Raw genomic sequence first — 23,143 nt, forward strand, 5'->3', positions numbered from 1 at the left:
TGACCCGTAAATCAGGATCAGAGATCGGAAGATCGGAACCAGAAGTGTCATCTATGGGTCTGCATGTCGCATGGCGCGATAGCGGCTAGGACTCATGCCGATAGCGTGACGGAACACTCGAGCGGCGTGACCCCGGCTGCTCCAGCCCACCTGCCGGAGGATCTGATCGATCGGGGCATCCGTGTCCCTGAGGAGCCGTGCCATTTTCTCGATGCGCAGCATGGTCAAGCACGCGTGCGGGGTCTTGCCGAACGCATCGGTGAAGACTTCGCTGAATCGCGAGGGCGATAGGTGAGTCGCGGCAGCGAGGTCCGCAAGCTTCCACTGCCGGTCGAGCTGATCTTTCATCATCTCTGCGGCCTGCCGGGCTTCAGCCCGCAGCGGGCAATACTTCCGATGGCGGGGTTCAGTGGGGCGTGTACTCGCTCGTTGAAGCGGCGAGGTCCGGACCGGCGAGAAGCGCACAAACGGCGCGATGATGTCCAGCACCAAGAACCACAGCGCTTGCATCCTTGGAGCACGACGGTTGAATCCGTGCGGATCCATGCTCAGTCTCACGAGCTCGTCAACCCAGGGCATGAGCAAACCGACACGGTCTTCGCCGAGACGCAGTATCTGTGTGGGATCGGTGTAGACCGTGTCGGCGAACTCCTTCGCATCGAGCCGATTCTGAATGACGCTGGCGTACTGCCAGTACAGCTGATCCAACGCGTACTCGGGATCAATGTAGATCGTGCTGGCCGTGATCTGCGGGTCGGGATCAATGCCGCACAGCACGTTCGTCCCCAAGAGCACAACATCACCGACGTTCACAGCGCGCTCGCCGAACTCGCTATACATGAACGCGGAACCATCGCGCACGATGATGAGCCTGATGCAGTCGTACGCGACCGGCGCGATAGGGCGATGGCACGCCCTCGTCCTCGCCAGGATTGGGGAGAACTCAAATCCTTCACCTGCACTAATGGGCTTCGGCATCTTCCTCGTCAGACCACTTTCCCTTGATGGGGTAGCGTTCCGTCGCAGACGCGCTTAATGCAAAAGGCTGAGGATTCTTCAGATACTTGCACCCTGGAATTGGGCAAAGAGTGCGAGGCGCGGGGTGATGTCGGTCGTTAGCCCCCATCACCCCGCACCTCGACTCACGCAGGGTGTCTTACGCCGTCAGCACAGGGCGTCGCAGTGTGGAACGGTGAGCCATTGCGTCCTTTCGGGCCTTCGGCACTTCCAGGAAGTCCGCGATGGCTTCGATCGAGCGGGCCGTGGCCTGTCCGTCCCCGTAGGGGTAGATCGCGTTGGCCATGGACGAGTACGCCTCCTCATCGTTGAGGAGCCGTTCGACTTCAGCGATGATCTGGGGGCGGGAGCGGCTGACCAGTCGAGCGGCGCCCGTGGCGAGGGACTCGTGACGTTCGGTGACGTCACGCAGGACCAGAGTGGGGATGCCCAGAGCGGGTCCTTCTTCCTCGGCGCCGGAGCTGTCGGAGACGATGATGTCGCTGCGCTGCAGCAGCTTGCAGAACGCTAGGTACGGCAGGGGCTCGACCAGGTCGATGTTGTCCCTGCCCTCCAGTGCGGGCACGATCACGTTCCGGACGGCGGGGTTGGGGTGGACCGGGATGACGATGCGCACGTCGTGCCGGTTGGCGATGTCGGCCAGGGCGTCCGCGATCTCCTGCATGGGTGCCCCGTGGCTGACGCGGTGATGGGCGGAGGCGACGATGACGCGGCGCGGATCATCGTCGAGGTCATCCAGCAGCGGGTCGCCGTACCCGGTAACGTTCTCCATGCCCCAGTGGAGGGCGTCGACGACAGTGTTGCCGGTGATCACGATGTTCTTCTCCGGCACGCCTTCGCGGATGAGGTTGGCGAAGTTCCCGTGGGTCGGTGCCAGGTGCAGCGCGGCCATCTGCGCGACGAGCTTGCGGTTGCCCTCCTCCGGGAAGGGCGAGGTCGCCACGCCGCTGCGCAGGCCTGCCTCGACGTGCACGATGGGCACCTCGGCCTGGAACGCGGCCAGGGCTCCGGCGAGGGTGGTGGCGGTGTCGCCATGGACGAGCGCCACGTCGAGCCCGTCAAGCGCCGAAGTCGCTGAGAAGCGGGCCAGGGCACGGTGAGTGACATCGGTCAGGGACTGGCCGGGTTCCATGATGTCGAAGTTCACATCGGGGGTGATCCCGAACTCGCCGAGCGTGTGCGTGAGCATCTCCCGGTGCTGGCCGGTGGAGATGACTCGCAGGTGGAAGCGGGAATCCTCGCGCAGTGCGTGGATGAGCGGGGCGAACTTCACGGCCTCAGGCCGGGTGCCGAGGATGATGCCGATGGTCTTCATGTCTGTTTCCTTCGTGTGCGTGTCCCGAAAATGGGGCGTCTCTGGGGTTCAGGGGTGGGTGTTGTTGGTGTGCAGGGTGATCTCGGCGCGGGGTGCGACGAAGTAGTGCTCGACGGAGTAGGAGATCGTCGCGAAGTCCATCGACCCGGTGCCGGTGAAATCAGCGGCGACGATGCGAGCCGTCGACTCCTCGCCGACCTTCCACTTCACGAAGATGCCGCGAGCGGCATCGATGGCCTTGTAGTAGACGGCGCCCTGCCAGGGCTGCGGGCCGCGCAGCCCGATGAGGAACTCGTCCTCCCCGTCGCCGTCGAAGTCGGCGCACATCACCGAGTGGCCGGGGCCTTCACCGTTCTCGTTGGGCTCTCCGTAGGTGTCGAGCAGGAACCGGTTCCAGGAACCGGGGCTGACGGGGTCCTTGACGTACACGGCAACGGTGTTGCCGTGGAAGGGCTCGAGGGTAGCCACGTAGGCGAGCGGGTCGTCTCCGATGCGGCCGCCGTCGACATCGCCGCTGCCGCGGAAAGTGGTCTGCTCGAACTGGCTGTGCTCGCCCTCGCCGATGCGCTCGAACGCCCATCCGGTGTCGGTGTAGGTCATCCAGGTCACGCCCTCGTCGGAGGCCATGAGAATCCCGTCGAGCCCGTTGGGGGCCAAGCCCGGCTTGCGGGCGACACCGTGGATCATGCGGAATTGGTTGTCGTTGACGACCTCCATGTCCCACTGCTCGGCGGTGTGGACGTCGTCGGGGGCGGTGAAGAGCACGATCGGGAGCACGGAGTGGACACTCTCGACGGCGACGATGGGGAAGCCCAGGATCTGGATCCGGTCGTGGCGGGTGAAGTGCCCCACGCGCAGGCGGTGCATGCCGATGGCGCGGCCGACGTGGTGGCGCTTCCAGCGTTCGCCGCGGCGCACCGCGTCGGGGCCAGGGTTCTCCAGCCAGTCAATCTTCCCGCCCTCGGGATCGGCGTGGTGGATGGTGCCGCCGGGGCCGTAGAGCTGATAGGAGATGACGTAGTCGTCGCCGTGCTCGCCGGTGATGTTGGCGAAGTCCGCGCCGACGGGCTCCTTGATCTTGTCCAGCAGGAGTCGCTTCTCCCAGGTCGGGTTCTCGTACCAGTAGAGCTCGCCGGCCTTGAGGCCGTGGCCGACGAGGTCGGGCTTGCCATCGCCGGTGATGTCGGGGGCTTCGAGCCAGTAGCCGTCGCGCAGGAAGTCGGTAACGGTGCTCGAGGAGAACCACGGGATGGTGATGTCGGCGGCAGCGCGCTCAGGGGCTGCTGCGGGGGCGGGTGAGGTGAGAGACATGATGAGTGTTTCCTTTCGTGGGGTTTACGAGCTCAGCGAACTCGGGTGCGCCTTCTTGGCACGCGCGGCGCGTACCGACCGAGTGGCGGCCAGGCACATGATGATGAGACCGATGACGGTCAGTCCGGCTCCGACGACGGTCGGGCTGCGGAAGCCCCACCCGGCGCCGATCGCCGCTCCGGCGAGACTCACGCCGATGGTGTTGCCAAGGTTGAAGGCGGCGATGTTCGTCGCCGAGGCCAGGGTGGCCGCGCCCTGGGCGTGGCGCATCACACGGGCCTGCAGGCCCGGAACGGTCGCGAAACCGACCGCGCCCATGAGCGTGAGCAGTACCGCGGTCGCCCACGGGATCCCCGCGGCCATGCCCAGGGCGAGGATGACGATCGGCAGCAGGATCGACAGCACCACGACCGCCTTATCGGGGTTGCGGTCGGCGGCGCGTCCGCCGATGACGTTGCCGAGGAAGAGGCCACCGCCGAAAAGGACCAGCAGCCACGGGATCGCCCCGGCGGAGAAACCGGTCTCGTTGCGCAGCAGCGGCTCGATGTAGGTGAACACGCCGAACATGCCGCCGAAAATGAGCGCGGTGGTGATCAGCGAGGACAGCACCTGGGGCTTGGCAAGGGTGGCGAACTGCTGGCGCACCGGCAGCTGATCCTGCTCGGGATCGGTGCGCGGGACCAGGGCCATCAGACCGATCAGGGCAAGCACCCCGATGACACTGATGATCCAGAACACGGCCCGCCATCCCAGCTGCTGGCCGATGAAGCTGCCCAGGGGCACACCGAGCACGTTGGCGATCGTGAGGCCGGCGAACATGATCGAGATCGCCGACGCCTGCCGCGACTTCGGGACCAGGGATCCGGCCAGAACCGCGCCGATCCCGAAGTACCCGCCGTGGGCGAGCGCGGCCACGATGCGCCCGGCGAACATGACCTCGTAGCTGGGCGACCAGGCCGAGAGAATGTTGCCGATGACGAACAGGGCCAGCAGCGCCACGAGGGCGACCTTCGGGGGCCGGCGCATCAGAAACGGGGTGAGGATGAGAGCGCCGGGCACCACCGCCAGGGCATAGGCGCCGACGAGATGCCCCGCGGCGGGAATCGTGACACTGAGGTCAGTGGCGACCTCAGTGAGGAGTCCTGCGATAACGAATTCGGTCAACCCGATCCCGAAGCCGCCGATGCTCAATGCGAGCAACGCCAATTTCGCGCGGGAATTCCGAACGGGGCTGATAATGCCCACATCGGGTTTCGTGTCGATGGACAATAGCCGTCCTCATTCTCTCCATAGGTCCGTGTGCGAGATGTGCCCGATACCTCGCCGCCAAGGCGACAAATCAACGGGTGTCAATTCCACTATCGGACCGCGTCGAGCCATCAACCATCCCTCTGCTTCGTCTAGCACCGGCCTGCCTATCACTGGCAGGGATAGGCACGGCACCGGCGAATTTGAGACCCTGGTGAGTATGGCAGCAGCATCGCTTCGGCCCACCGGGCACCCTGACCCACCCGCCGTTCACACGTCGACGAACCCGCTTGGAGACTTCCTCCAGGCGCACCGTTCGCGTCTCACGCCGGAAGAGGTCGGGCTGGTGGCCTACGGGATCCGCCGGGTGCCCGGACTGCGGCGCGAAGAGCTCGCCCAACTCTCGGGTATCTCGCCGACGTACTACACACGCCTGGAGCAGGGGCACGCGGCAAACGTGTCCGGGTCGGTCATCAACGCCCTCGCCCGGGCACTTGGCCTCGATGAAGATGCGACGATCTACCTGCACAGCCTCGCCGGCACCATCAAGGAAGCACCGGCGCCGGCAGCGCCTGCGTCACCACCGGCCGGCGACCCGCTCTTCGAGGACGTGGTGGCGTTGATGCCCAGTGCGGCGGTGTTCGCGATGTCGCGCACAAACGACGTGCTCGCCTACAACGATCTCGCCGGACGGATCTTCTTCTCCCACCTCGACGAATGCGCGCCGCTCAACACGCACCGGCTACTGTTCACCGACCCGTACACCCGCGACCTTTACTCGGACTGGCAATGGGAGGCCCGACTGGCGGTGGCGTCACTGCGTTTCATGTCGGGCAACTCGCCGCACGACCCGGACATCCGCAACCTCGTCGGCGAGCTGTCGATGGCCAGCCGGGAGTTCGCGAAGTTGTGGGCGGAGCATCCGGTCACTCGCTGCACCCGGGGTCGTAAGAGCTTGATCCTGCCGGACTGGGGGACCGTCGAGCTCGACTATCACGTGCTGCATTCCCCGCTGGATGACGGCCAGCGCCTACTGGTGCACACCGCGCCCGAGGGAACCGTCGGCTACGACGCGCTCCGGATGCTCAGCGACTAGTCCGATGCTTGAGAACACGCGCTCCTTCACAAGCCCAGAGGCGAGGTGGCCGAGGCGATGACGTCCACGATCGAGCCGACACCTTCAACCGGTTGGCAGCCGCAGCCGCATCCACCGCTGCGTCCCGGGGCGCTCATCGACCCTGAGACCTGTGGCGGCACGATCACCGCCGACGTCGTGATCATCGGCTCCGGGATGGGCGGTGGTGCCCTCGCCTACGCCCTCGCAGGCTCCGGCCTGTCTGTGCTCATCGTCGAACGCGGCGACTTCCTGCCCAGGGAATCGGAGAACTTCGATGCGGCGCAGATGTTCCTCCACCACCGCTACCAGACCAGCGAAGCCTGGATTGACGGGCACACTGGTACGGAGTTCCAGCCCGGCGTCTACCACTGGGTCGGCGGGAACACGAAGATGTACGGGGCGTGCCTGCCCCGCTTCCGCCGTGAGGATTTCGAAACCTTCGACACCGCCGACGGGATCTCGCCCGCCTGGCCGATCCGCTACGAGGATCTTGACCCTTACTACACGCGGGCAGAGAAAATCTTCGACGTCCATGGCAACGCCGGTGAAGATCCGACCGAGCCGCCACATGCAGGACCCTATCCGCATCCCGCACATGCCCATGAGCCGGTCATCGAACGATTCGCCGCACGGCTGCGCCGCCAGGGTCTACAGCCGTTCCACATGCCCAACGGGATGACGTTCACCGCGGACGGGGATCGTGCCCGCGCGTCCACCGACGACGGCACTCCCTCCGGCACCGATGCGAAATCGGATGCCGAAACCCGGCTGGTCCGCCCGGCCCTGGCCAACGAGAACGTGCGCCTGCTCACCGGCACCACCCTCACCCGGCTCACAACCGACCCCGCGGGCGAGCACATCACCGCGGCTCACGGCAGCAGGCAGGGGCGCCCCGTGACGGTACGCGGTCAGCGGTTCGTGTTGGCCGCCGGCGCGGTCAACTCCGCCGTCTTGCTGCTGGGCTCGGCGACCGAGAGGCATCCGGACGGGCTGGGCAACTCATCCGGCCTGTTGGGACGCAACTACATGGTGCACAACAGCACCTTTGTCATCGGACTCCACCCGCTGCGCCGCAACCGGACCCGATGGCAGAAGACCCTCGGCCTCAACGACTGGTATCTGCCCACTCCGGCGCACCGATATCCGCTGGGTAACGTGCAGATGCTCGGCAAACTCCAGGGGGCGCACCTGAAACCTGCCCGAGCGCGGTTGCCGCTGTGGTTCCTCGACAAGGTCGCAGCACGCACCGTGGACCTCTATCTGACTACCGAGGACCTCCCTCGGCAGCACAACCGTGTGCGCCTGGCAGGCGGGCGGACTGTCATCGACTGGACGCCGACGAATCTGCGTCCCCATCAGGAGCTCGTCGAGGAAGTCACCGCCGCCGTGCGAGGCAGCGGATACCCACTGGTCTTCACTGAGCGGATGGGCATCCAGACCAACTCGCACATGTGCGGCACCGCTGTGGCCGGACACGACCCCGACGGCAGCGTCCTCAACCCGGACTGCCGCAGTCACGACCTCGACAACCTCTGGATCGTCGACGGGTCATTCTTCCCATCCTCGGCCGCGTTGAATCCGGCGCTGACGATCGCCGCGAACGCCCTGCGCGTCGCCGAGCGCATCCTCGCGTAGCCACCGACCTCACGAAAGGACCCACCATGTCCACCACCCGCCGCGCCTCCTTCTCCTTCGATGCCCTCTCCGCGGACACTGTCACCGATGCCGACGAGTTCACGCTCGAGAACCCGAGCATGGTGGTCAACCTCGATGCTGATCCTGCCCGCATCGACATGCCACTGGGCGGGTATATCCCGCCGCTGGCCTCGACGATGCTCGCCGCCGGCACCCAGGTCTCCGGCCGGCTCCTCGCGCTCATCAGCCTGCCCGGGCAGCCGCTGCCCGAGTCCGTGTTCCGCGCCCAGGGGTGGGAAGACTTCTACGGATCCGACCGCGCCGACGCGCAACCGGGGACGGCGGTGCTGCTGAAGTCGACGCAGGACAGCGTCGGCCAGGTCGAGCTCGTGCCCGCGCAGATCCTCGCCGACCCGCACGCCCCGCAGGATCCCTTTCCTCACGAGGTGAAGCTGAATCTGTGGTTCAGTCCCGCGGGGACCGACTGCGGGATCCACCGGGATCACGCGTTCATCGAGACCCATACGCAGCTGCTGGGGACCGGCCGGATGCAGAAGTTCGCCTACAACTCGCATGCTTCCGTCTTCGAGGACCAGATCCTCGCGCCCGCCCAGACCCAACCGTCCATCTTCGGCCGATGGGATGACGGGCGGCTCGCCTACCCCTGGCACCAGTATCGGGCAGACACCGACGTGGTCTGGCTCGCCATCGAGTATCACGCGCTGACATCGTGACCGCGCCGCAACTGCCTGCCCGGCGAAGGGTCCATGCCCCGCGTCGGTCGCAGATGATATCCGCATCGCTGCCGAGCTGCACCGGGGCTGCGCGCGGCGATCTCCTTATTCAAAACTCCGGTCTGCGACGCACGCGGTCCGGCTTCCCGCGAAAGGGGACCTGTTGTTATGCCGTCACACCCGAACGGCCATCCTGGCCGTGCCGCCTTGGGAGCATTCCTCCGCTCCCGCAGGCAATCCTTGACCCCGGAGGACCTCGGTCTCGATCTCACCCAGCCCCGCGAAGGCCCGGGCCTATTTCGTGAAGAGGTCGCTCACCGCGCTGGCATCTCTGTGGCCTACCTAGCCCGGCTTGAGCAGGGCACGGCCACCCAGGCTTCCGTAGCCGCGCTCAACGGTCTCGGGCGCGCGTTGATGCTCGACGCTCACGAGCGCGACGAACTCTTCCGTCTCGCCGAGACGCCTCCTGCCACGCGTCGCCGCGAGCCTCCGCCCGAGCATGTCAGCATCGGCACCGCGCAGCTGCTCACCGCGATGGCCGATGTTCCCGCGATCGTGCTGGGCACTCGCGACGACGTCCTCGCGTGGAATCGACTCGGGCATCGCCTCATCGCCTCCCACCTGCCCTTTGAATCGCCTCTAGACCTCGACACACGCCCAAATCGCGTGAAGATGGTCTTCCTCGATCCCCGACTGCGAGAAACGTATCGCGATTGGAAGGTCGAGGCGCAGCGAGCGGTCACCCAACTTCAACAGCTCGCCACACACCGATCCGACGATCTCGCGCTCATGAGACTGGTCGGAGATCTGGTCGTGGCTAGTGACGAGTTCGCCGCCTACTGGGCAGACCCGCAACCAGCAGCGCCGACCCGCGGAATCCGCGAGCTTTACCACCCCGAAGTCGGGGACTTGGATCTCCGCTTTGAGATCCTCACCCTCGAGGGCAGCGAGCAACGACTACTGACCCATTCCGCCGACCCCGGCAGCGTGTCCGAGGAACGCCTCCGCGACCTGGCGGCACTCATCCCGGCCTGACCTACCTCTTGGCCAACCATCTTCTCGGCGGTGCCGGGCCCGCGGGTCCGGCACCGCTTCGCTGTGTCCGGCACGCCCCTCCTCTCACCGACTTGCAAGAGCTCCGGTGGTACGGCGGAGACCGACATCGTGGTGTGCTGGCGGCGGCGGCGACTCGGCCCCGTGGGCTGATCATCGACGCTGTACCGTCGCGCCCATTGGTGTCGCTCGACCCTTTGTCATGACAGAGGCCACGGCGTCGCCTCGTGCACGCAGAATCGCGTGATACCCAGGGAGACCAGGTCAGCAACCCGGCCAGCACGGTACGCAAGCGGACGCAACGAAGCCGGGGTGGGAGCTCTCCGTGTTGGAGGGCTCCCACCCCGGCTTCGTTCGTTCCTTCCTCGGCCTGCGGGCCACTGCTTCTCACGGTGGCCCGCAGGCCGTGCGCAGATGGGATGGACCCGTGGTGACGGTCCGGTGGTGCTTGGAGGCTCAGACGCGTGCGGGCTTGGGCAGCCGGAGCACGATCGCGATGAGCACGGCCGATGCCAGGGCGATGATGCCGTTGACGCCCATGGCCAGCTGCAGGCCAGGCAGCATGCCGGCGGCGAGCTGGCTGGCCAGGATTGCCGACATCACCGGGGTGCCCAGCGTGATGCCGACCTGCTGGCTCATGGTGACCAGGCCGGTGGCCAGGCCCTGCTGGTGCGAGGGCACCGCGGCCGTCGAGGTGACGGTGTAGCCGACGATGGCGACCAGGTTCGCGACGCCGCCGATGAAGGACAGGATTGCGACCGGCACCACCCAGATGCTGGACTCGGTGGCGAAGAACAGTGGCACCGTCATCACGCCCTGGACGACGAGACCGATGATGATCGCCGTCTTGGAGCTGGTGCGGCCGATGATCTTGGGGGCGATGAGACCGCCGAGCACGGTACCGATGCCGAGCACGCCCAGGACCACTCCGGTGCTGATCGCGCCCAGGCCGAGGATTTCCTGCAGGTAGAGCGTGAGTAGGAACACGAGAGACGTGAACGTGCCGAAGGCCAGGAGCCCGGTGATGTTGCCCCACGCGACGTTTCCGCGACGCAGCATCGACAGCTCGACCAGCGGTTCCGCGACCTTACGCTCGATGGCCCAGAAGACCACGAACAGGATCGCGGCGGCCAGGATCGGACCCCAGGCGCCGGGGTGGGACCAGTCGGCGTGGCCGGCGGTGTCGATGCCGAAGACCAGGGCGACCAGGGCGAGGGTGACCGTGATGGCGCCGGGCACGTCGAGCTTGGGTCGGTTACCGGTCGGCTTCTCGCGCAGCACGAACGGAGCAACGAGGATCACGGCGACGGCGACGACGACGTTGATGAAGAACGCCCAGCGCCAGGACACCGCGCCGGTGAGCAGGCCGCCGAGCACGGCCCCGGCGGTGAAGCCTGCAGCCATGAGCGCGCCGTTGAGGCCGAGTACGCGGCTACGGGCCGGTCCTTCGGGGAAGGTCGTGGTCATCAGGGACAGTGCGGCAGGAGTGACCATCGCGGTCGCGATGCCCTGGCCGACGCGAGCGATGATGAGCAGGGTCGGGTCCTGGGCGAGGCCACCGGCCAGGGAGGCGACGCCGAGGAGCACGATGCCGATGAGGAAGAGCTTCTTCCGCCCGAACAGGTCGGCGACGCGGCCGAAGAGCAGTGTGAAACCAGCCGCGCACAATGCGAAGGAGGTCACGATCCATTGCAGGCTCTCGGTGGGGAACCCGAGTTCGCGGCCGATGTGCGGCAGCGCGACATTCAGGATGGAGAAATCCACCGCGAGGGTGAAGTTCGCCGTCAACAACACCGCGAGGGCCAAACGCTGAAGGGCAGTAAGCCGAGTTTGACCGCGGTCTATTTCTTCTGGTGCTTCGGTTTTTGTGGACATGCTCCCATATTGGAAGCCGGTCAAAGGCGTAGCCAGATCCCTGAGTTGCCTATCACTCACAGGGGTAGGCTAGGAACTCGCAGGCACGGCACAATGGAAGCATGGAGGACTACACAACAGTGACCCGCGCCACAGCCGCCTACGAGGCCCGCGCCGACGACCTCGGCGAATTCCTGCGCTCGCGCAGGGATCGGCTCAGCCCCGAAGACGTCGGCGTCCCCTCCTACGGGCGCCGCCGCGTGGCGGGCCTGCGGCGTGAGGAACTCGCCCAGCTCGCCGGTGTCTCCGTGACCTACTACACCCGACTTGAGCAGGGTCAGTCTCAGAATGCCTCCGACTCGGTCATCGAGTCTCTGGCTCGCGCTCTGCGCCTGGATGCCGATGAGACCGCGCACCTGTTCGCCCTGGCCCGGCCGGGGATGGTCAAACGGCCTGCCGTGGACCGGCCCGAACGGCCCAACGCCGGTGCCCGTCAGCTCCTCCACGCGATGGAATCGGTGCCCGCTGTCCTCCTGGGTCGTCGCAACGACATCCTCGCGTGGAACCGTGCCGGGCATCTCCTCCTGGCCGGGCACCTCGACTTCGAAGCTCCCACTCGCGAGGACGACCGTCCCAACCAGATGCGGATGCTTTTCCTCGACCCGCACACCCGCGAGCTCTACCGCGACTGGGAGGCTGAGGCCACCGTCGCGGTCGCCTCGCTGCGGTATGTCGCCGCCCAGTTCCCCGACGATCGGCGTCTGCACGAGCTCGTCGGCGAACTCAACGTCGGTAGTGAAGACTTCGCGCGCCTGTGGGTCCAGCACACGGTCCAGCTGTGCACCAGCGGCACTAAGCGGCTGCACCACCCTGAGGTCGGCGACCTCGACGTCGACTACGAGGTGCTGCACCTGCCTGAGGGCGACGGGCAGCGCATTCTCACCCACTCTGCAACGCCGGGCAGCAGCGCCCGCTCCGCTCTTCAGCTGCTCCTCAACTCCGCCTGAGTCCTGCCTCTCCCTGCGCGCTCGCTGCGGCATCGTGTGATCGCCGAGCGTTGCCCAGCGGACACGACAGAACTGCCCCGAAGTCTGATTTGGACTCCGGGGCAGTTTCGCGTTCGGTGGGCCGTGTCTATGCCACGCCCACTGCCGCTTGGTCGAACGCGTCCGCCAACAGGGTGTACGAGGCGTCACGGTCTGCCGGATCGCTAGTCAATGTGTTGACCATGATCTCGCTGGCCCGATGCTGCTCGGCAAGCGCGAGGAGCTGGTCGCGCACATGCTCCGGGGTGCCGTGGATGAAGCCGTTTTCCCGGGTGACTGCGCGCGCCCGTTCTTCATCGCTCCATTCCTTGTCGCGTTCTGCGTGTTCGAGACTCGGGATCGGGCTGTCGTAGTTGAGGTCCTTGCGAGCTCGCCACAGGGCGGCCGCTGCCGCCAGTCGCTGCGCCTTCTCGGCGGTATCCGCTGTCACGGCACGCACCGCGATAACGGCGAACCCCGGCTTCTTCCCGACCTCGTCCCAGTAGGCGCGCATGCCTCGAGGCGTGGATGACGGGCTGAGGAAGTGCCCCTGCACGTACCCGGCCCCCAGGCTCGCAGCGAGAGGAGCAGAGGTTCCGCCGGCGCCGAGCACCCACACCCGGTGCTCGGGCTCTGTGACGGTCTGCGGCATCCCCTCAGGGAGTCGACTCAGCAGGGTCTCGACCTTGTGGGGGAAGTCATTCGTGTGCAGCGCAGCGCGGCCGATACCGATATCGACACGATCGCCATGGACCCGCTGGAGCAGCCCCATCGTCTCGGCGACTTTCTGAGGCGTGTACAGCGGGAGCAGGATCCCACCGGTGCCCACCCGGATCCGCGTGGTGCGTTCGAGGGCCAGGGCAGTCATGGTCTCCGGGGCTGGGCTGGCGAAGGACATCGAGTGGTGGTGCTCGGCGTACCAGATCCGCCGGTACCCCTCGCGTTCGGCCCGTTCGGCCAGGCGCAGGCTTTCCTGCAGCGCCTCGGTGCGGTCGAGATGGTCGGTGATGGGTGACTGGTCGAGGACCGACAGCGTCACGGGTGTGGTGGAGCCAGTCATGAGGCGATCAGCTCCCCGGTCCGGTTCTGCGCGGTGGCCGGCACGATGCGCCAGTTCCCGCCGACCTGGAACACGAGATCCTCGATGTCGCTGCCGGCGATCGATCGCAGCACGGGAACCAGTTCCCAGGCGTGATCGGCGGTGGCGACGTTCAGGGGCCATTGGGCCACGGTCGCCCCGCGTAGGTGCGGGTGGTGGAATCCGGCGCCGTAGATGGCGATGATGCTGATCGGGACGAGGCCTGCGGCTTTCTGCTCCGGCCAGCTCAGCAGCCAGGAGGCCAGGAGCCCGCCATGGGCATCGCGGTGCAGGCCAGTGAAGTCGATCTGTCCGGTGTCGAGCAGGAGGTAGGAGTTGAACTCCTCCAGCACCTGCCGGGCTGGGGTGTCGAGGAGTTCGACGGCGCGCTGGAACGCGGCCTCCTTGCCTTGGCGGGTGACCTCGCCGAAGTGGTCCCCGTCGCGCAGATCGGCGAAGTGGCGGACGAGGGCCTCCAGCGGTGCAGGGGTCGTGGTCGCGGTGGTCATGATGATGCTTCCTTTCGCTGTGTGTATTCTCGGGGGAAATCTGTGAGTGCCGCGGCGAGTGCGCCGATGACGGCGCTGGCCGGGCGGAGGACGTCGCCGTGCCCGATCCCGGGCAGGACACGATGGTCGACGGGCACTCCGTCGGCGCGAAGCTGCTCGGCGTAGGCGGCGACGTCGTCACGGACGGGGTCGTGGTCACCGACGACGAGCACGGCCGGGGCCACCTCAGCAAGCGAGTCGGCCTCGCGCGGGGAGAGCAGGAGTCGAGTCCCGTCGGAGGCCACCGCCGAAGCCTGCGGCGTACCGTGCCAGGACCGCCAGGCTGTCCTTAGCAGCCCGGGCGGCGGGAATGAACCGGGGTCGGCATGGTAGGAGACGGCGCGGCACTCGGGATCGATTGGCGGGTAAGCCAGGATCTGCGCCTGCAGGCTCTCGCCCCGGTCGCGGGCGGCGATCGCCGCGACAGCGGCGAGGGTGCCTCCGGCGCTGTCGCCGCCGACGATGATCGAACTGTCCGGGCTGGTCTCGCGCACCCAGCCGATGGCGGTGAGCATGTCGAGCACGGCCGCGGGGTGCCGATGCGTCGGCGCGAGCCGGTAGTCGAGTGAGAGCACGTTCCGGCCTGACAGGCTCGCGAGCAGACCGGTGGCGTGCTGCCAGTCGGCGGCCGACCCTTGGTGCCAGGACCCGCCGTGGGCCCAGATGATCCACCCGGCAGCCCCGTTCTCGGTCTGCCGGTGCATGGTCGCCGGTAGCGCTGGTCCGTCTTTGCTGGCAGGCACGGTGACCCGAGTTGGGCTGATCGTCGCGCGTAGGCGATCCTGCGTGAGGGGGGTGGTCATATCTGGCGCAGAGCTCCACCGTCGATCGACCACTCCGCTCCGGTGACCTGGGCTGCCCGCGCCGAGAGCAGATAGGTCACCGGCCCGGCGATGTCCGTGGGTGCGCCGATGCGTCCAGTGGGCAGGCGCCGCTCCTTCTGGATGAAGTGCTCGATGGCCTCCTCTGGGGGAAGCTCGAACCTCTCCGCGAGCTGCTCAGCGAACCCTCTCGGGGCATCGAAGAGAGCTGTGCGGGTGGGGCCGGGTGAGATCACGTTCGAGCGCACCCTCCCGCCGTAGTCGATGGCCAGGGACTTCGACACCGAGAGCAGAGCCGCTTTCGCTGCCGCGTAGTCGGCGATCGTGGGATCCGGCATCCGCGCGGCTTCGCTGGCGATGTGCACGATCGATCCGCCACCCTCCGCTGCGGCCAGCAACGGTAGCGCGGCCCTGATGAGTCGAATCCCGGCGTGGAGGTTCAGCTCGAAGATCCGGTGCCACTGCTCGTCGTCGATGTCGGCGAACGAAGGCTGGGAAATGAGGATGGCCGCATTGTTGACCAGCCCGTCCAAACGCCCATGGCGTGCCCGGACAGCTTCCACAGCTTCAGTGGCAGCGTGGGGGTCGGTCAGATCGGTCTTGAACAGCTCCGCCCCCTTGGGCAGGGCCACGTCGGTGGTGCCGCGGGCGAGGACGACCACGTGCGCGCCCTCCCGGGTGAGCAGTTCGGTGGTGGCCAGGCCGATGCCGCTGGTGCCTCCGGTGACGATGACGACGTTGCCGGTGAGGTTGAGGTCCATGATGTGTCTCCTTCTTCAGACTCGGGAATCAGCGGTGGCCACCGCGGCCGGTTCGGCGACGGCGGGGGCAGCAGTGGGCGCTGTCGGTTGGACGGCGACTCGCGGGAGGGCGGGCTTGCGGCGGGGCCGGGCGAAGCGGTCCATCATCGGTTTCTCCACGAGCGCGTAGAGCGCCCAGCCGGCCAGCAAGGTCAGGGCGAGGAACCCGGCGATGAACAACAGCGCGACCGAGGTGGAGAAGGTGGCGTTGTCCATCATCTGGCGGACCCAGAAGATCGAGACGCCTTGGACGAGGTAGAAGCCGAAGGAGGTGTCGCCGAGCCATTGCATCGGCTTGGACTGGAGGAAGCTCTTGCGTCCGGTCGCGTCGTAGGAGGCGGCGGTAGCGATGAGCACGGTCACCGGGATGATGGTGGCGACGTTGAAGGTCCACACGAAGGGCACCACGTTTGCCAGCGCATATCCCGCGACGGCCAGGAGCAGGGCGTGCCACATGCGGAAGGCGGGCCACCGCTTCTCCAGGACCAGGCGGGCGACGATCGATCCCAACAGGAACTCGAACAGGCGCGAGGGCGGGAAGATGTAGCCGAACCAGAACTGGAACGAGGACACCGGGGTCAACGCCGACTTCGGGGTGTCGGGGATGAGGGTGAGGTTGATGATCTGGATGGCGATCATGCCCACGACCATGAGCCCCGCCCACGCCCACAGGCGGTTACCCGGGAGCTTGCGGATGAGGACGATGAAGAACGGGAAGAGCATGTAGAACAGCAGCTCGCTGCTCAGCGTCCACGACGGCGGGTTGACGGCCACGTTAACGGCCCCGTCCGGGGAGTAGGCGTGGAGGAGGAAGAAGTTAAGCACCGAGGCGTGTGCCGGGGTGATCGCGGCGGCGAACAGCACCATCGACAGCACCCACATGACGATGTGGTTCGGGAAGATCTTCATCACCCGGCGACGCCAGAACGCGGTGAGCTTCTCATCGGGCTTCGCCGCCCACGCCAGGAGGAACCCGGAGAGGACGAAGAAGAACGACACTCCCACGTACCCGGTGACCAGGAAGATCTGCTCGGCCACGCGCGCGACCTCGGGGTCGGCGAACAGGTTGATCGGGTCGTTCGGCGGGATCGGTGAGGAGGAGAGGGTGATGTGGAATCCGAACACCAGCAGGGCGGCGAAGAATCGCAGCCCGGTCAGGGACGGCAGCTTCGGTGGTCGCGTCGTCGTCGCGGGGACAGGAGTGGTCATGTCAGGCACCCTTCTTAGGCGGGAAGTTCCACGCCGAGGCTGTGGGTGAAGAAGTTCGTCGGATCCCAGGACTTCTTCGCCCGCTGCAGGCGGGGATAGTTGCCCTGGTAATAGAGCTCGGACCAGGCCACGCCAGAGCGGTTGCGCTTCGGGTCGGCCATGTCGGTGTCCGGGTAGTTGATGTAGCAGCCATCGACTTGCCCGTCGGGCACCGGGACGCCACCGGAGGAGGCGAACATGGCCTCGAAGGTCTCGCGCGCCCAGCCGAGATAGAAGTCATGATCTGCTTTGTCCGGCCAGAACGTCTGCAGGCAGATCTTGAAGATCGAGTCGCGCTGCACGTTCGCCGTCACATCCTTCTTCACCGCGTTGACCGCGCCGCCGAAGGAGAAGACCACCATCATGGTGTCCGGGTTGGTGAAGTCCTCCCGGGTCATCTGCTCCCACATCACGTCGAGCTGGGCGTCGGTGAACCGCTTCTTGAAGTACGCGGACTTGTGCGCGCCCCGGCTGGTGGGGTTGGTGATCGTCGGGTTGTCCGTGCCCACCATGCGAGTTGCCTGCATCCAGGAGATCTCCCGGGTCTGGTGGAAGTCAGGCAGGGCCGGCAGCTCCCCGTTAGGCTTGGTCATCGCCGAAGTCTCGATGTCCACGCCGTCGGTGATGCGGGCGATGAACCGCTCGAGGACGCCGGTCGCATCGGGCGCGTCGGCGTCGATCTGGGTGAACATGCCCAGGCTGCCATGGGCCTTGTGGTTGAGGTTGAATAGGCTCGACAGGTGCGATTCCGGGGTGCCGGGGTCCTTGAACTCCTCGTGCCAGGCACCCCAGTTGTCCATGAGCTTGCGGAACTTAGTCTCGTCGACCTGGTCCCACGGGAACGCGAGCGCATTGACAAGCACACGAGAGGGTGCCTCGATCAGCTGGCCGGCCGGCTCGGAGCCCTTCGCGTGCGGGGAACGGAACCAGTACTTCGTGACGACGCCGAAGTTGCCACCGCCTCCACCGGTGTGCGCCCACCACAGATCGCCGAGCGCCCCGCGGGAGCCGCGGGTGGCGACCTGGATGGACGCCTTCCCGTCCGCGTCGACGGTGACGACTTCCACCGCATACAGGTGGTCGACGACCAGGCCGTGCGCCCGCGACAGGAGGCCATATCCGCCGCCGACGATGTGCCCGCCAGCACCGACGCTGTAGCAGATGCCACCGGGGATCGTCACGCCCCAGCGTTTGAACAACTGCTCGTACACGTTCGAGAGGCGCGCACCCGGTTCGACCGCGAAGGCCCGCTTCTTCTCGTCGTAAGACACCCCGACCATCGTCGACACGTCGAGAATGACTTCGATGTCAGAGTTGCAGACGAAATCGGCGAAGCAGTGCCCTCCACTGCGAACGGATACCTTCTTCCCGGCATCGACCGCTGACTGCACCGCCTTCTTGGCGTCCTTGGCACTGTTGATCATGTGCACGTAGTCAGGCTTCGCTACGAAGCGCACATTGTTTCCCGTCCTGAGGTCCAAGTAACGCGGATCCTTGGGGCCAATGACACCGCCACCACTGGGTAGGGCGCTGGAGACGCTGGCATCGGCGAAACTGGGCGCGGCGTTGAAGGGCATCATCGCCCCGGCGGCAGCTGCTCCCGCCGAGCCCAGCAGAAATGAGCGCCGTCCGACGCGGCCTTTCGACGGTGGCGTTTCAATCGTGGTGGTGTTCATTATCGGTTTCTCTTCATTGGTGTAGGCAGCACAAATCCGCACTTGCCTTGCGGCAGATCTGGTGACTGGCAGACGGGACAGTGGAACAACTGGGAATGAACCCATCGAATCACCGCTGGAGGAGGCCAACCACACCCTGCGAGTGACAGGCTCCCCAGTGACAGGCTTGCGTGACGGCTTCCCGAGGCACTGGACTGTCGGCTACCGTCGTCGTGCATCCGCGCTTCAGGCTCGTGGTGTTCAACCCGCCCTGCCTTGACTAGTCCAGTCACCAACGTGCGACTGGCTTGACGCGAACCCCTGAACAGGCGGAAGGATCGCCCCGAGACGGTAGTTGGCGAGGGCCGCGATTGATTCTCTATTCGGCGCCCCGCCAGACGTCGGAACAATGCCGCTGTAGCAAGAGCCGTGCCAGGAGCCGCTCCGGCGACGGCTTCCGTGTACCGCGGTAGGGACTGATGCAGGGTTTGGTGACATCTGATCTGGCTTGTACACAGGCAAGCCTGGAAGGATAGACACCATGCCCCAGCCCTACCCGAAAGAGTTCCGCGATGACGTCGTCCGCGTGGCCTTGAACCGCGACGAGAAGACCACGATCGGACAGATCGCCAAGGACTTCGGCGTCCACGAAGGCACCATCGCGAAATGGCTCCGCCAGGCCGAGATCGATGCTGGTAACAAGCTCGGCAATACCACCGACGAATCCGCTGAACTGCGGGAGCTGCGGCGGCGGACTCGCCTATTGGAGCAAGAGAACGAAGTCCTGCGCCGCGCGGCTGCGTATCTGTCGCAGGCGAATCTGCCGTCAAAAGGACGCTTCTATGCCTCCGTGTCAAGCCATCCGGGTCCGAAGCTCCCGAAAGAGAGAACGGCAGACGTATCGCTTGAGGCACCTTCGGATCTCGCGCTTGGATAGCCCTTCCGCGCGCCGGCGTTCAACATACTTGCAGGTGGCAGGGTCGTAGCTCATCCGCGAGCGAACGACGACGTCGACGGCCCGGTTGAGTTGCCGGTCGCCCGAGCGGGAGAGCCGGTGGCGACTGGTGTTGCCCGAGGAAGCCGGCAACGGGGCAATGCCCCCGAGCGCGGCGAAAGCCGCTTCCGAGCGCACCCGTCCGTGGTGTGAGTACGACGCCACCAAGATCGCTCCTGTGACCGCGCCGACCCCCGGGATGCCCTGGAGGCCCGGGGCGAGAGCCTCGGTCAGCGCCGACAGCGCCTGGTGGTTCTGCTGGAGTGACCGGGTCTGCTCGATGATCGCCTTGGCCAGCCTTCGTGCCTCCTCACGGAAGATTCGATGTGATGGCTCATCTCGCCCGGTCCGCCAGGCCGCGATGGTGGAGATCTGCGCGTCGGTGAGCGGTTTGCGCGCATCGACTCCGACGTCGGTGGTGCGCAGCAGTGCCGTGAGCGCGTTCTTGTTGGCCGTGCGCTGCTGATCGGTCAGTGACCGGCTCGCCAGCAGCACGCGGAGCGCCGCGCGGTCACCAGAGCGGCGTGGATGAGCGAGCTTCTCAACGTCGGTGCAGAGCGCCGTTCGAGCGGCTGCTTCTGCATCCAGGGGGTCTGACTTGCCTGTTCGTGCTCGGGAACGGCGGTAGAGAGCTCGGATCTCGGCGACCTCGATCCCCTCGGTCAGAAGGGCGGTGGTGATGCCGGCACCGTACGAGGAAGTACCCTCCACGGCAGCGAGCACCGCCGTTCCGCGAGTCCTTCGTCGAATCCAGGAGACCGCACGCTGCATCCCGGGGGCAGTAGTCGGGAACGCTCGCGTATCGACCGTCGATCCCGTTCGAGAGTCGATGATGCAATACGTGTGGGTACGCGCGTGGGTATCGATCCCTACGACGTGCTCGTAGCGTTCAGTAACGGTGGCCATGGTGAGTTCCTCCAGTCGTCAGCACATCAGTGGGCTGGCCCGGGTCGCTCAGAGTCACATCTGTAATGAGTCACGCCCCTGGGGACGGACAGGCTTCTGATCAAGGCATCTGCGCGGAGAGACCGAGCCGAGGCTCGGACGAGGACACGTCCTTTTGAAGACATCGCGAACTGTTCACGAGTCGGTTCTACCCGGAGTCACTCGGCCGAGCTACGGCTCAGCATCCCAGCCGGCCGCAGGCCCGCCAGAGGCCATTACAGCTCTACCCGCTCGTGAGAGAGCTCGCCGTCGACGGTATTCCCGTGGCGGTGTCGTGCCGGGTCTTGAAGCTCTCGCGCCAGCCCTACTACCGGTGGTTGGCCACACCGGTCCCTGAAGCCGATATCGTCGAAGCGTACCGGGCCAACGCCCTGTTCGACGCCCACTGCGACGATCCCGAGTTCGGATACCGATACCTCGCCGATGAAGCAGAGTCGGCCGGCCATCCCATGGCAGTGCGCACCGCGTGGCGGTTGTGTTCGACCAACTCCTGGTTCTCAGCCTTCGGCAAGGGCCGGGGTAAGAATGGAAAGAAGCCCGGTCCACCCGTCCACGACGACCTGTGTGCCGTGGTCGACGAGGACGGTCGGACCCGGCACAAGTTCACAGCCGATGGCGTGAACCGGCTCTGGTTGACCGACATTGTGCGCCACGAGGCGCTGTTGAACCGAGTGGAGGTGAGAGACCACCACCGCCTGGCTGTCGCAGCAGCCAGGTGAAGTTGAGGGCAGCCTGAACTCCGGGATGGGAGCGAGGGCGGGAAGCAGCCCTGACAACGCCGAGACGATTCCAGTACTGCCAGATGGGTCGGGCTCGGCTAACACGACGGAGAGGTACACGCATAGGAACCAGTGTCCGAACGCTCCTCAAGTCAGACCACCGACTCGAAATCTGGTGGATCGGGGTCGGGTTGCATCGCAGACCGAGGCTGGTGTGCCAGTCGAGGGAACTTCCGGATCGGAGAATGTCGCCGGTCCGGGAGGCCATAGTGAAAGCCTGCGGCGTAGCTATGGCGAGGATGCAGGAGTAAAGCTGGGTACCGATCCCGTCAATCGGTTGAATAGTGAACGTGGGAACCCCGCCGCTGGTCCCTGCTGACCACGGATTACATGCGTGGTCGGCAGGGAAGGTCCGTCGCCGACTGATACCAGTGGTGTGGGGGCGGAGAGTCCGTAGTAGTCCGAGGTCGGGAAAACCGACCACATGGCGAAGGAACTCAGTGCCGATTCCGCAATGAAAGTAGGGATGAAAAGGAGGGACACCGGTGAATACGGGTGTGTCGGGGCCAGTCGATATTACTTCGGCATGGCATCGAGTACTTACGATCCAGACGAAATTGCACCAATGGGCGCGCACCGATCCGGGGCGTGTCTTCGATGATGTGTTCAACCTTGTCCACGATCCGGCCTTCCTCGTAGCAGGGTGGGATCGAGTGCGGGGTAACAAGGGCGGTCGGACTGCTGGAGTCGATGGGGTCGCACCCCGGTCCCTGCTTCATGGTCAGGCCGTTGAGGTGCTCACTATGATTCGCCGCCAGGTGAAGACTGGTGAGTTCCGACCCTTGCCGGTGCGTGAGCGCAGGATCCCGAAGTCGAATGGGAAGACTCGTTCGTTGGGGATTCCAACGCTGGCCGACAGAGTGGTGCAGGCGTCGCTGAAGTTGGTGCTGGAACCGATCTTCGAGGCGGACTTCTATCCGTCCTCGTATGGGTTTCGGCCGCGTCGGCGTGCGCAGGACGCGATTGCTGAGATTCATAAGTTCACGTCGAGGCCTTTGAATTATGAGTGGGTCTTCGAGGCTGATATCACTGCGTGTTTCGACGAGATCGATCACACTGGTCTGATTCAGCGTTTGCGTGAACGAATCACGGACAAAAGGGTCCTGGCTCTGGTCAGAAGGTTCCTCAAGGCAGGCATCCTCAGCGAGGATGGTGTCAATAGGAACACTCACACCGGCACCCCGCAAGGAGGGATACTTTCACCACTTCTGGCCAATATCGCCTTGTCTGGGCTTGATGATCACTTCCAAAAGAAGTGGGAGTCGCTGGGTCCGAGCTGGACGCGAGCGAAACTGCGCCGTAGGGGCATCCCGGTGATGAAGCTGATCCGGTACGCGGATGACTTCGTTGTCCTTGTCCACGGTTCGGTCGAGCACGTGGAGGCACTGTGGCACGAGGTGGCTGAAGTGCTCGCGCCGATGGGTTTGCGCCTATCGGTGGAGAAAACGAAAGTGACTCACATTGATGAGGGGTTCGACTTCTTGGGCTGGCGCATCCAGCGTCGGATGAAGAGGGGAACCAGCGGTCAGGCTCAGGTGTATACGTATCCGTCGAAGAAGTCTCTGGCTTCGATCAAGGAGCGTATTCGCGGTCTGACTCGCAGAGCGCAACATCGGACGCTGGCCGATCTTCTCCGCCGGGTGAACCCGGTGTTGAGAGGGTGGTGTGCGTATTTCCAGCATGGGGTGTCGAAAGCGACATTCAGTTACGTTGACCATTACGCGTTCTGGCGGATCGTCAATTGGTTGAATAAGCGTCACCCCAAGCTGAATAAGCATACTGTGGTGCGTCGTTTCCTCCCTGGATGGGAGATACGGACGGAAGGAGTCGAGTTCTTCCGGTCAAGTCCCTTTTCGTGGTGTTCTTCGGTAGTTCCTTTAACTTGGTATTAAGCAGCGGGGTCGGGCTACGAATCACGCGGTCAGCGGCATCACCACCCCGACCGGGTCGACCTCGGTCTGCCCAT

Annotated in this window: 20 protein-coding genes; 8 read left to right on the forward strand and 12 right to left on the reverse strand. The window is 65.4% G+C overall.

Annotated features, from left to right (window positions below; genetic code table 11):
• Window positions 1-51: 51 nt before the first annotated feature.
• From BANT918_RS15880 to BANT918_RS15895, 4 genes are all read right to left on the reverse strand, one after another.
• Window positions 52-861, reverse strand: coding sequence for a helix-turn-helix transcriptional regulator (locus BANT918_RS15880; RefSeq protein WP_196776660.1), 810 nt, complete (start codon window positions 859-861; stop codon window positions 52-54).
• A 295-nt stretch (window positions 862-1,156) separates the two neighbouring features.
• A complete protein-coding gene (wecB, locus tag BANT918_RS15885) occupies window positions 1,157-2,332 on the reverse strand; it encodes a non-hydrolyzing UDP-N-acetylglucosamine 2-epimerase (RefSeq protein WP_009882028.1) in 1,176 nt (391 codons plus the stop codon).
• Window positions 2,333-2,380: 48 nt separating this feature from the next.
• Window positions 2,381-3,643 carry a hypothetical protein gene (locus tag BANT918_RS15890; protein WP_025388074.1) on the reverse strand — a complete coding sequence of 421 codons (1,263 nt, stop codon included), beginning with the start codon at window positions 3,641-3,643 and terminating at the stop codon, window positions 2,381-2,383.
• 24 nt (window positions 3,644-3,667) lie between these two features.
• Window positions 3,668-4,912, reverse strand: a complete 1,245-nt coding sequence (locus BANT918_RS15895; RefSeq protein ID WP_009885391.1) for an MFS transporter — start codon at window positions 4,910-4,912, stop codon at window positions 3,668-3,670.
• A gap of 199 nt (window positions 4,913-5,111) precedes the next feature.
• Here BANT918_RS15895 and BANT918_RS15900 point away from each other — a divergent pair, with 199 nt between their 5' ends.
• From BANT918_RS15900 to BANT918_RS15915, 4 genes are all read left to right on the forward strand, one after another.
• Complete coding sequence (locus BANT918_RS15900) at window positions 5,112-5,987, forward strand: helix-turn-helix domain-containing protein (RefSeq protein ID WP_009885392.1); 876 nt, start codon at window positions 5,112-5,114, stop codon at window positions 5,985-5,987.
• A 57-nt stretch (window positions 5,988-6,044) separates the two neighbouring features.
• Window positions 6,045-7,643, forward strand: coding sequence for a GMC oxidoreductase (locus BANT918_RS15905; protein WP_009885393.1), 1,599 nt, complete (start codon window positions 6,045-6,047; stop codon window positions 7,641-7,643).
• 26 nt (window positions 7,644-7,669) lie between these two features.
• Complete coding sequence (locus tag BANT918_RS15910) at window positions 7,670-8,377, forward strand: hypothetical protein (protein WP_009885394.1); 708 nt, start codon at window positions 7,670-7,672, stop codon at window positions 8,375-8,377.
• A 168-nt stretch (window positions 8,378-8,545) separates the two neighbouring features.
• The gene (locus BANT918_RS15915; protein WP_025388073.1) at window positions 8,546-9,412 is read left to right on the forward strand and encodes a helix-turn-helix transcriptional regulator; all 867 of its coding nucleotides are present in this window, start codon (window positions 8,546-8,548) and stop codon (window positions 9,410-9,412) included.
• Between the two features lie 474 nt (window positions 9,413-9,886).
• On the opposite strand, the gene BANT918_RS15920 is transcribed toward BANT918_RS15915, so the two are convergent.
• Window positions 9,887-11,305, reverse strand: coding sequence for an MFS transporter (locus tag BANT918_RS15920; protein ID WP_025388072.1), 1,419 nt, complete (start codon window positions 11,303-11,305; stop codon window positions 9,887-9,889).
• A gap of 101 nt (window positions 11,306-11,406) precedes the next feature.
• Between BANT918_RS15920 and BANT918_RS15925 the strand changes: the two genes are divergently transcribed.
• Window positions 11,407-12,291, forward strand: coding sequence for a helix-turn-helix transcriptional regulator (locus BANT918_RS15925; protein ID WP_009885397.1), 885 nt, complete (start codon window positions 11,407-11,409; stop codon window positions 12,289-12,291).
• A 127-nt stretch (window positions 12,292-12,418) separates the two neighbouring features.
• Here the strand turns inward: BANT918_RS15925 and BANT918_RS15930 are convergent, their stop codons facing one another.
• Genes BANT918_RS15930 through BANT918_RS15955 form a run of 6 tightly spaced genes read right to left on the reverse strand, consistent with a single transcriptional unit; the run spans window position 12,419 to window position 18,480 of the window.
• Window positions 12,419-13,369, reverse strand: coding sequence for an MsnO8 family LLM class oxidoreductase (locus tag BANT918_RS15930; RefSeq protein ID WP_009885398.1), 951 nt, complete (start codon window positions 13,367-13,369; stop codon window positions 12,419-12,421).
• The gene (locus BANT918_RS15935; RefSeq protein ID WP_009885399.1) at window positions 13,366-13,896 is read right to left on the reverse strand and encodes a hypothetical protein; all 531 of its coding nucleotides are present in this window, start codon (window positions 13,894-13,896) and stop codon (window positions 13,366-13,368) included. The genes BANT918_RS15930 and BANT918_RS15935 overlap by 4 nt, the downstream gene beginning before the upstream one ends.
• Complete coding sequence (locus BANT918_RS15940; protein ID WP_009885400.1) at window positions 13,893-14,738, reverse strand: alpha/beta hydrolase; 846 nt, start codon at window positions 14,736-14,738, stop codon at window positions 13,893-13,895. Before BANT918_RS15940 ends, BANT918_RS15935 begins: the two co-directional genes overlap by 4 nt.
• Entirely contained in the window at window positions 14,735-15,517 is a 783-nt protein-coding gene (locus BANT918_RS15945) for an SDR family NAD(P)-dependent oxidoreductase (protein WP_009885401.1), read from the reverse strand. The genes BANT918_RS15940 and BANT918_RS15945 overlap by 4 nt, the downstream gene beginning before the upstream one ends.
• A 15-nt stretch (window positions 15,518-15,532) precedes the next feature.
• Complete coding sequence (locus BANT918_RS15950; RefSeq protein WP_009885402.1) at window positions 15,533-16,765, reverse strand: acyltransferase family protein; 1,233 nt, start codon at window positions 16,763-16,765, stop codon at window positions 15,533-15,535.
• Between the two features lie 14 nt (window positions 16,766-16,779).
• Window positions 16,780-18,480, reverse strand: coding sequence for an FAD-dependent oxidoreductase (locus tag BANT918_RS15955; RefSeq protein ID WP_101621124.1), 1,701 nt, complete (start codon window positions 18,478-18,480; stop codon window positions 16,780-16,782).
• Window positions 18,481-19,000: 520 nt separating this feature from the next.
• Between BANT918_RS15955 and BANT918_RS15960 the strand changes: the two genes are divergently transcribed.
• The gene (locus tag BANT918_RS15960) at window positions 19,001-19,396 is read left to right on the forward strand and encodes a transposase (RefSeq protein WP_009885404.1); all 396 of its coding nucleotides are present in this window, start codon (window positions 19,001-19,003) and stop codon (window positions 19,394-19,396) included.
• Here BANT918_RS15960 and BANT918_RS15965 read toward each other — a convergent pair.
• Window positions 19,313-20,359, reverse strand: coding sequence for an IS110 family transposase (locus tag BANT918_RS15965; protein ID WP_025388069.1), 1,047 nt, complete (start codon window positions 20,357-20,359; stop codon window positions 19,313-19,315). The two genes, BANT918_RS15960 and BANT918_RS15965, sit on opposite strands and share 84 nt — an antisense overlap.
• Window positions 20,360-20,631: 272 nt before the next feature.
• On the opposite strand from BANT918_RS15965, the gene BANT918_RS17575 reads away from it, so the two are divergent.
• Complete coding sequence (locus BANT918_RS17575) at window positions 20,632-21,117, forward strand: hypothetical protein (RefSeq protein WP_009885406.1); 486 nt, start codon at window positions 20,632-20,634, stop codon at window positions 21,115-21,117.
• A gap of 545 nt (window positions 21,118-21,662) precedes the next feature.
• The gene (gene ltrA, locus BANT918_RS15975) at window positions 21,663-23,069 is read left to right on the forward strand and encodes a group II intron reverse transcriptase/maturase (protein WP_025388068.1); all 1,407 of its coding nucleotides are present in this window, start codon (window positions 21,663-21,665) and stop codon (window positions 23,067-23,069) included.
• Window positions 23,070-23,143 lie beyond the last annotated feature (74 nt).

The sequence above is a fragment of the Brevibacterium antiquum CNRZ 918 genome (assembly GCF_900169145.1).
GTDB lineage: Bacteria > Actinomycetota > Actinomycetes > Actinomycetales > Brevibacteriaceae > Brevibacterium > Brevibacterium koreense.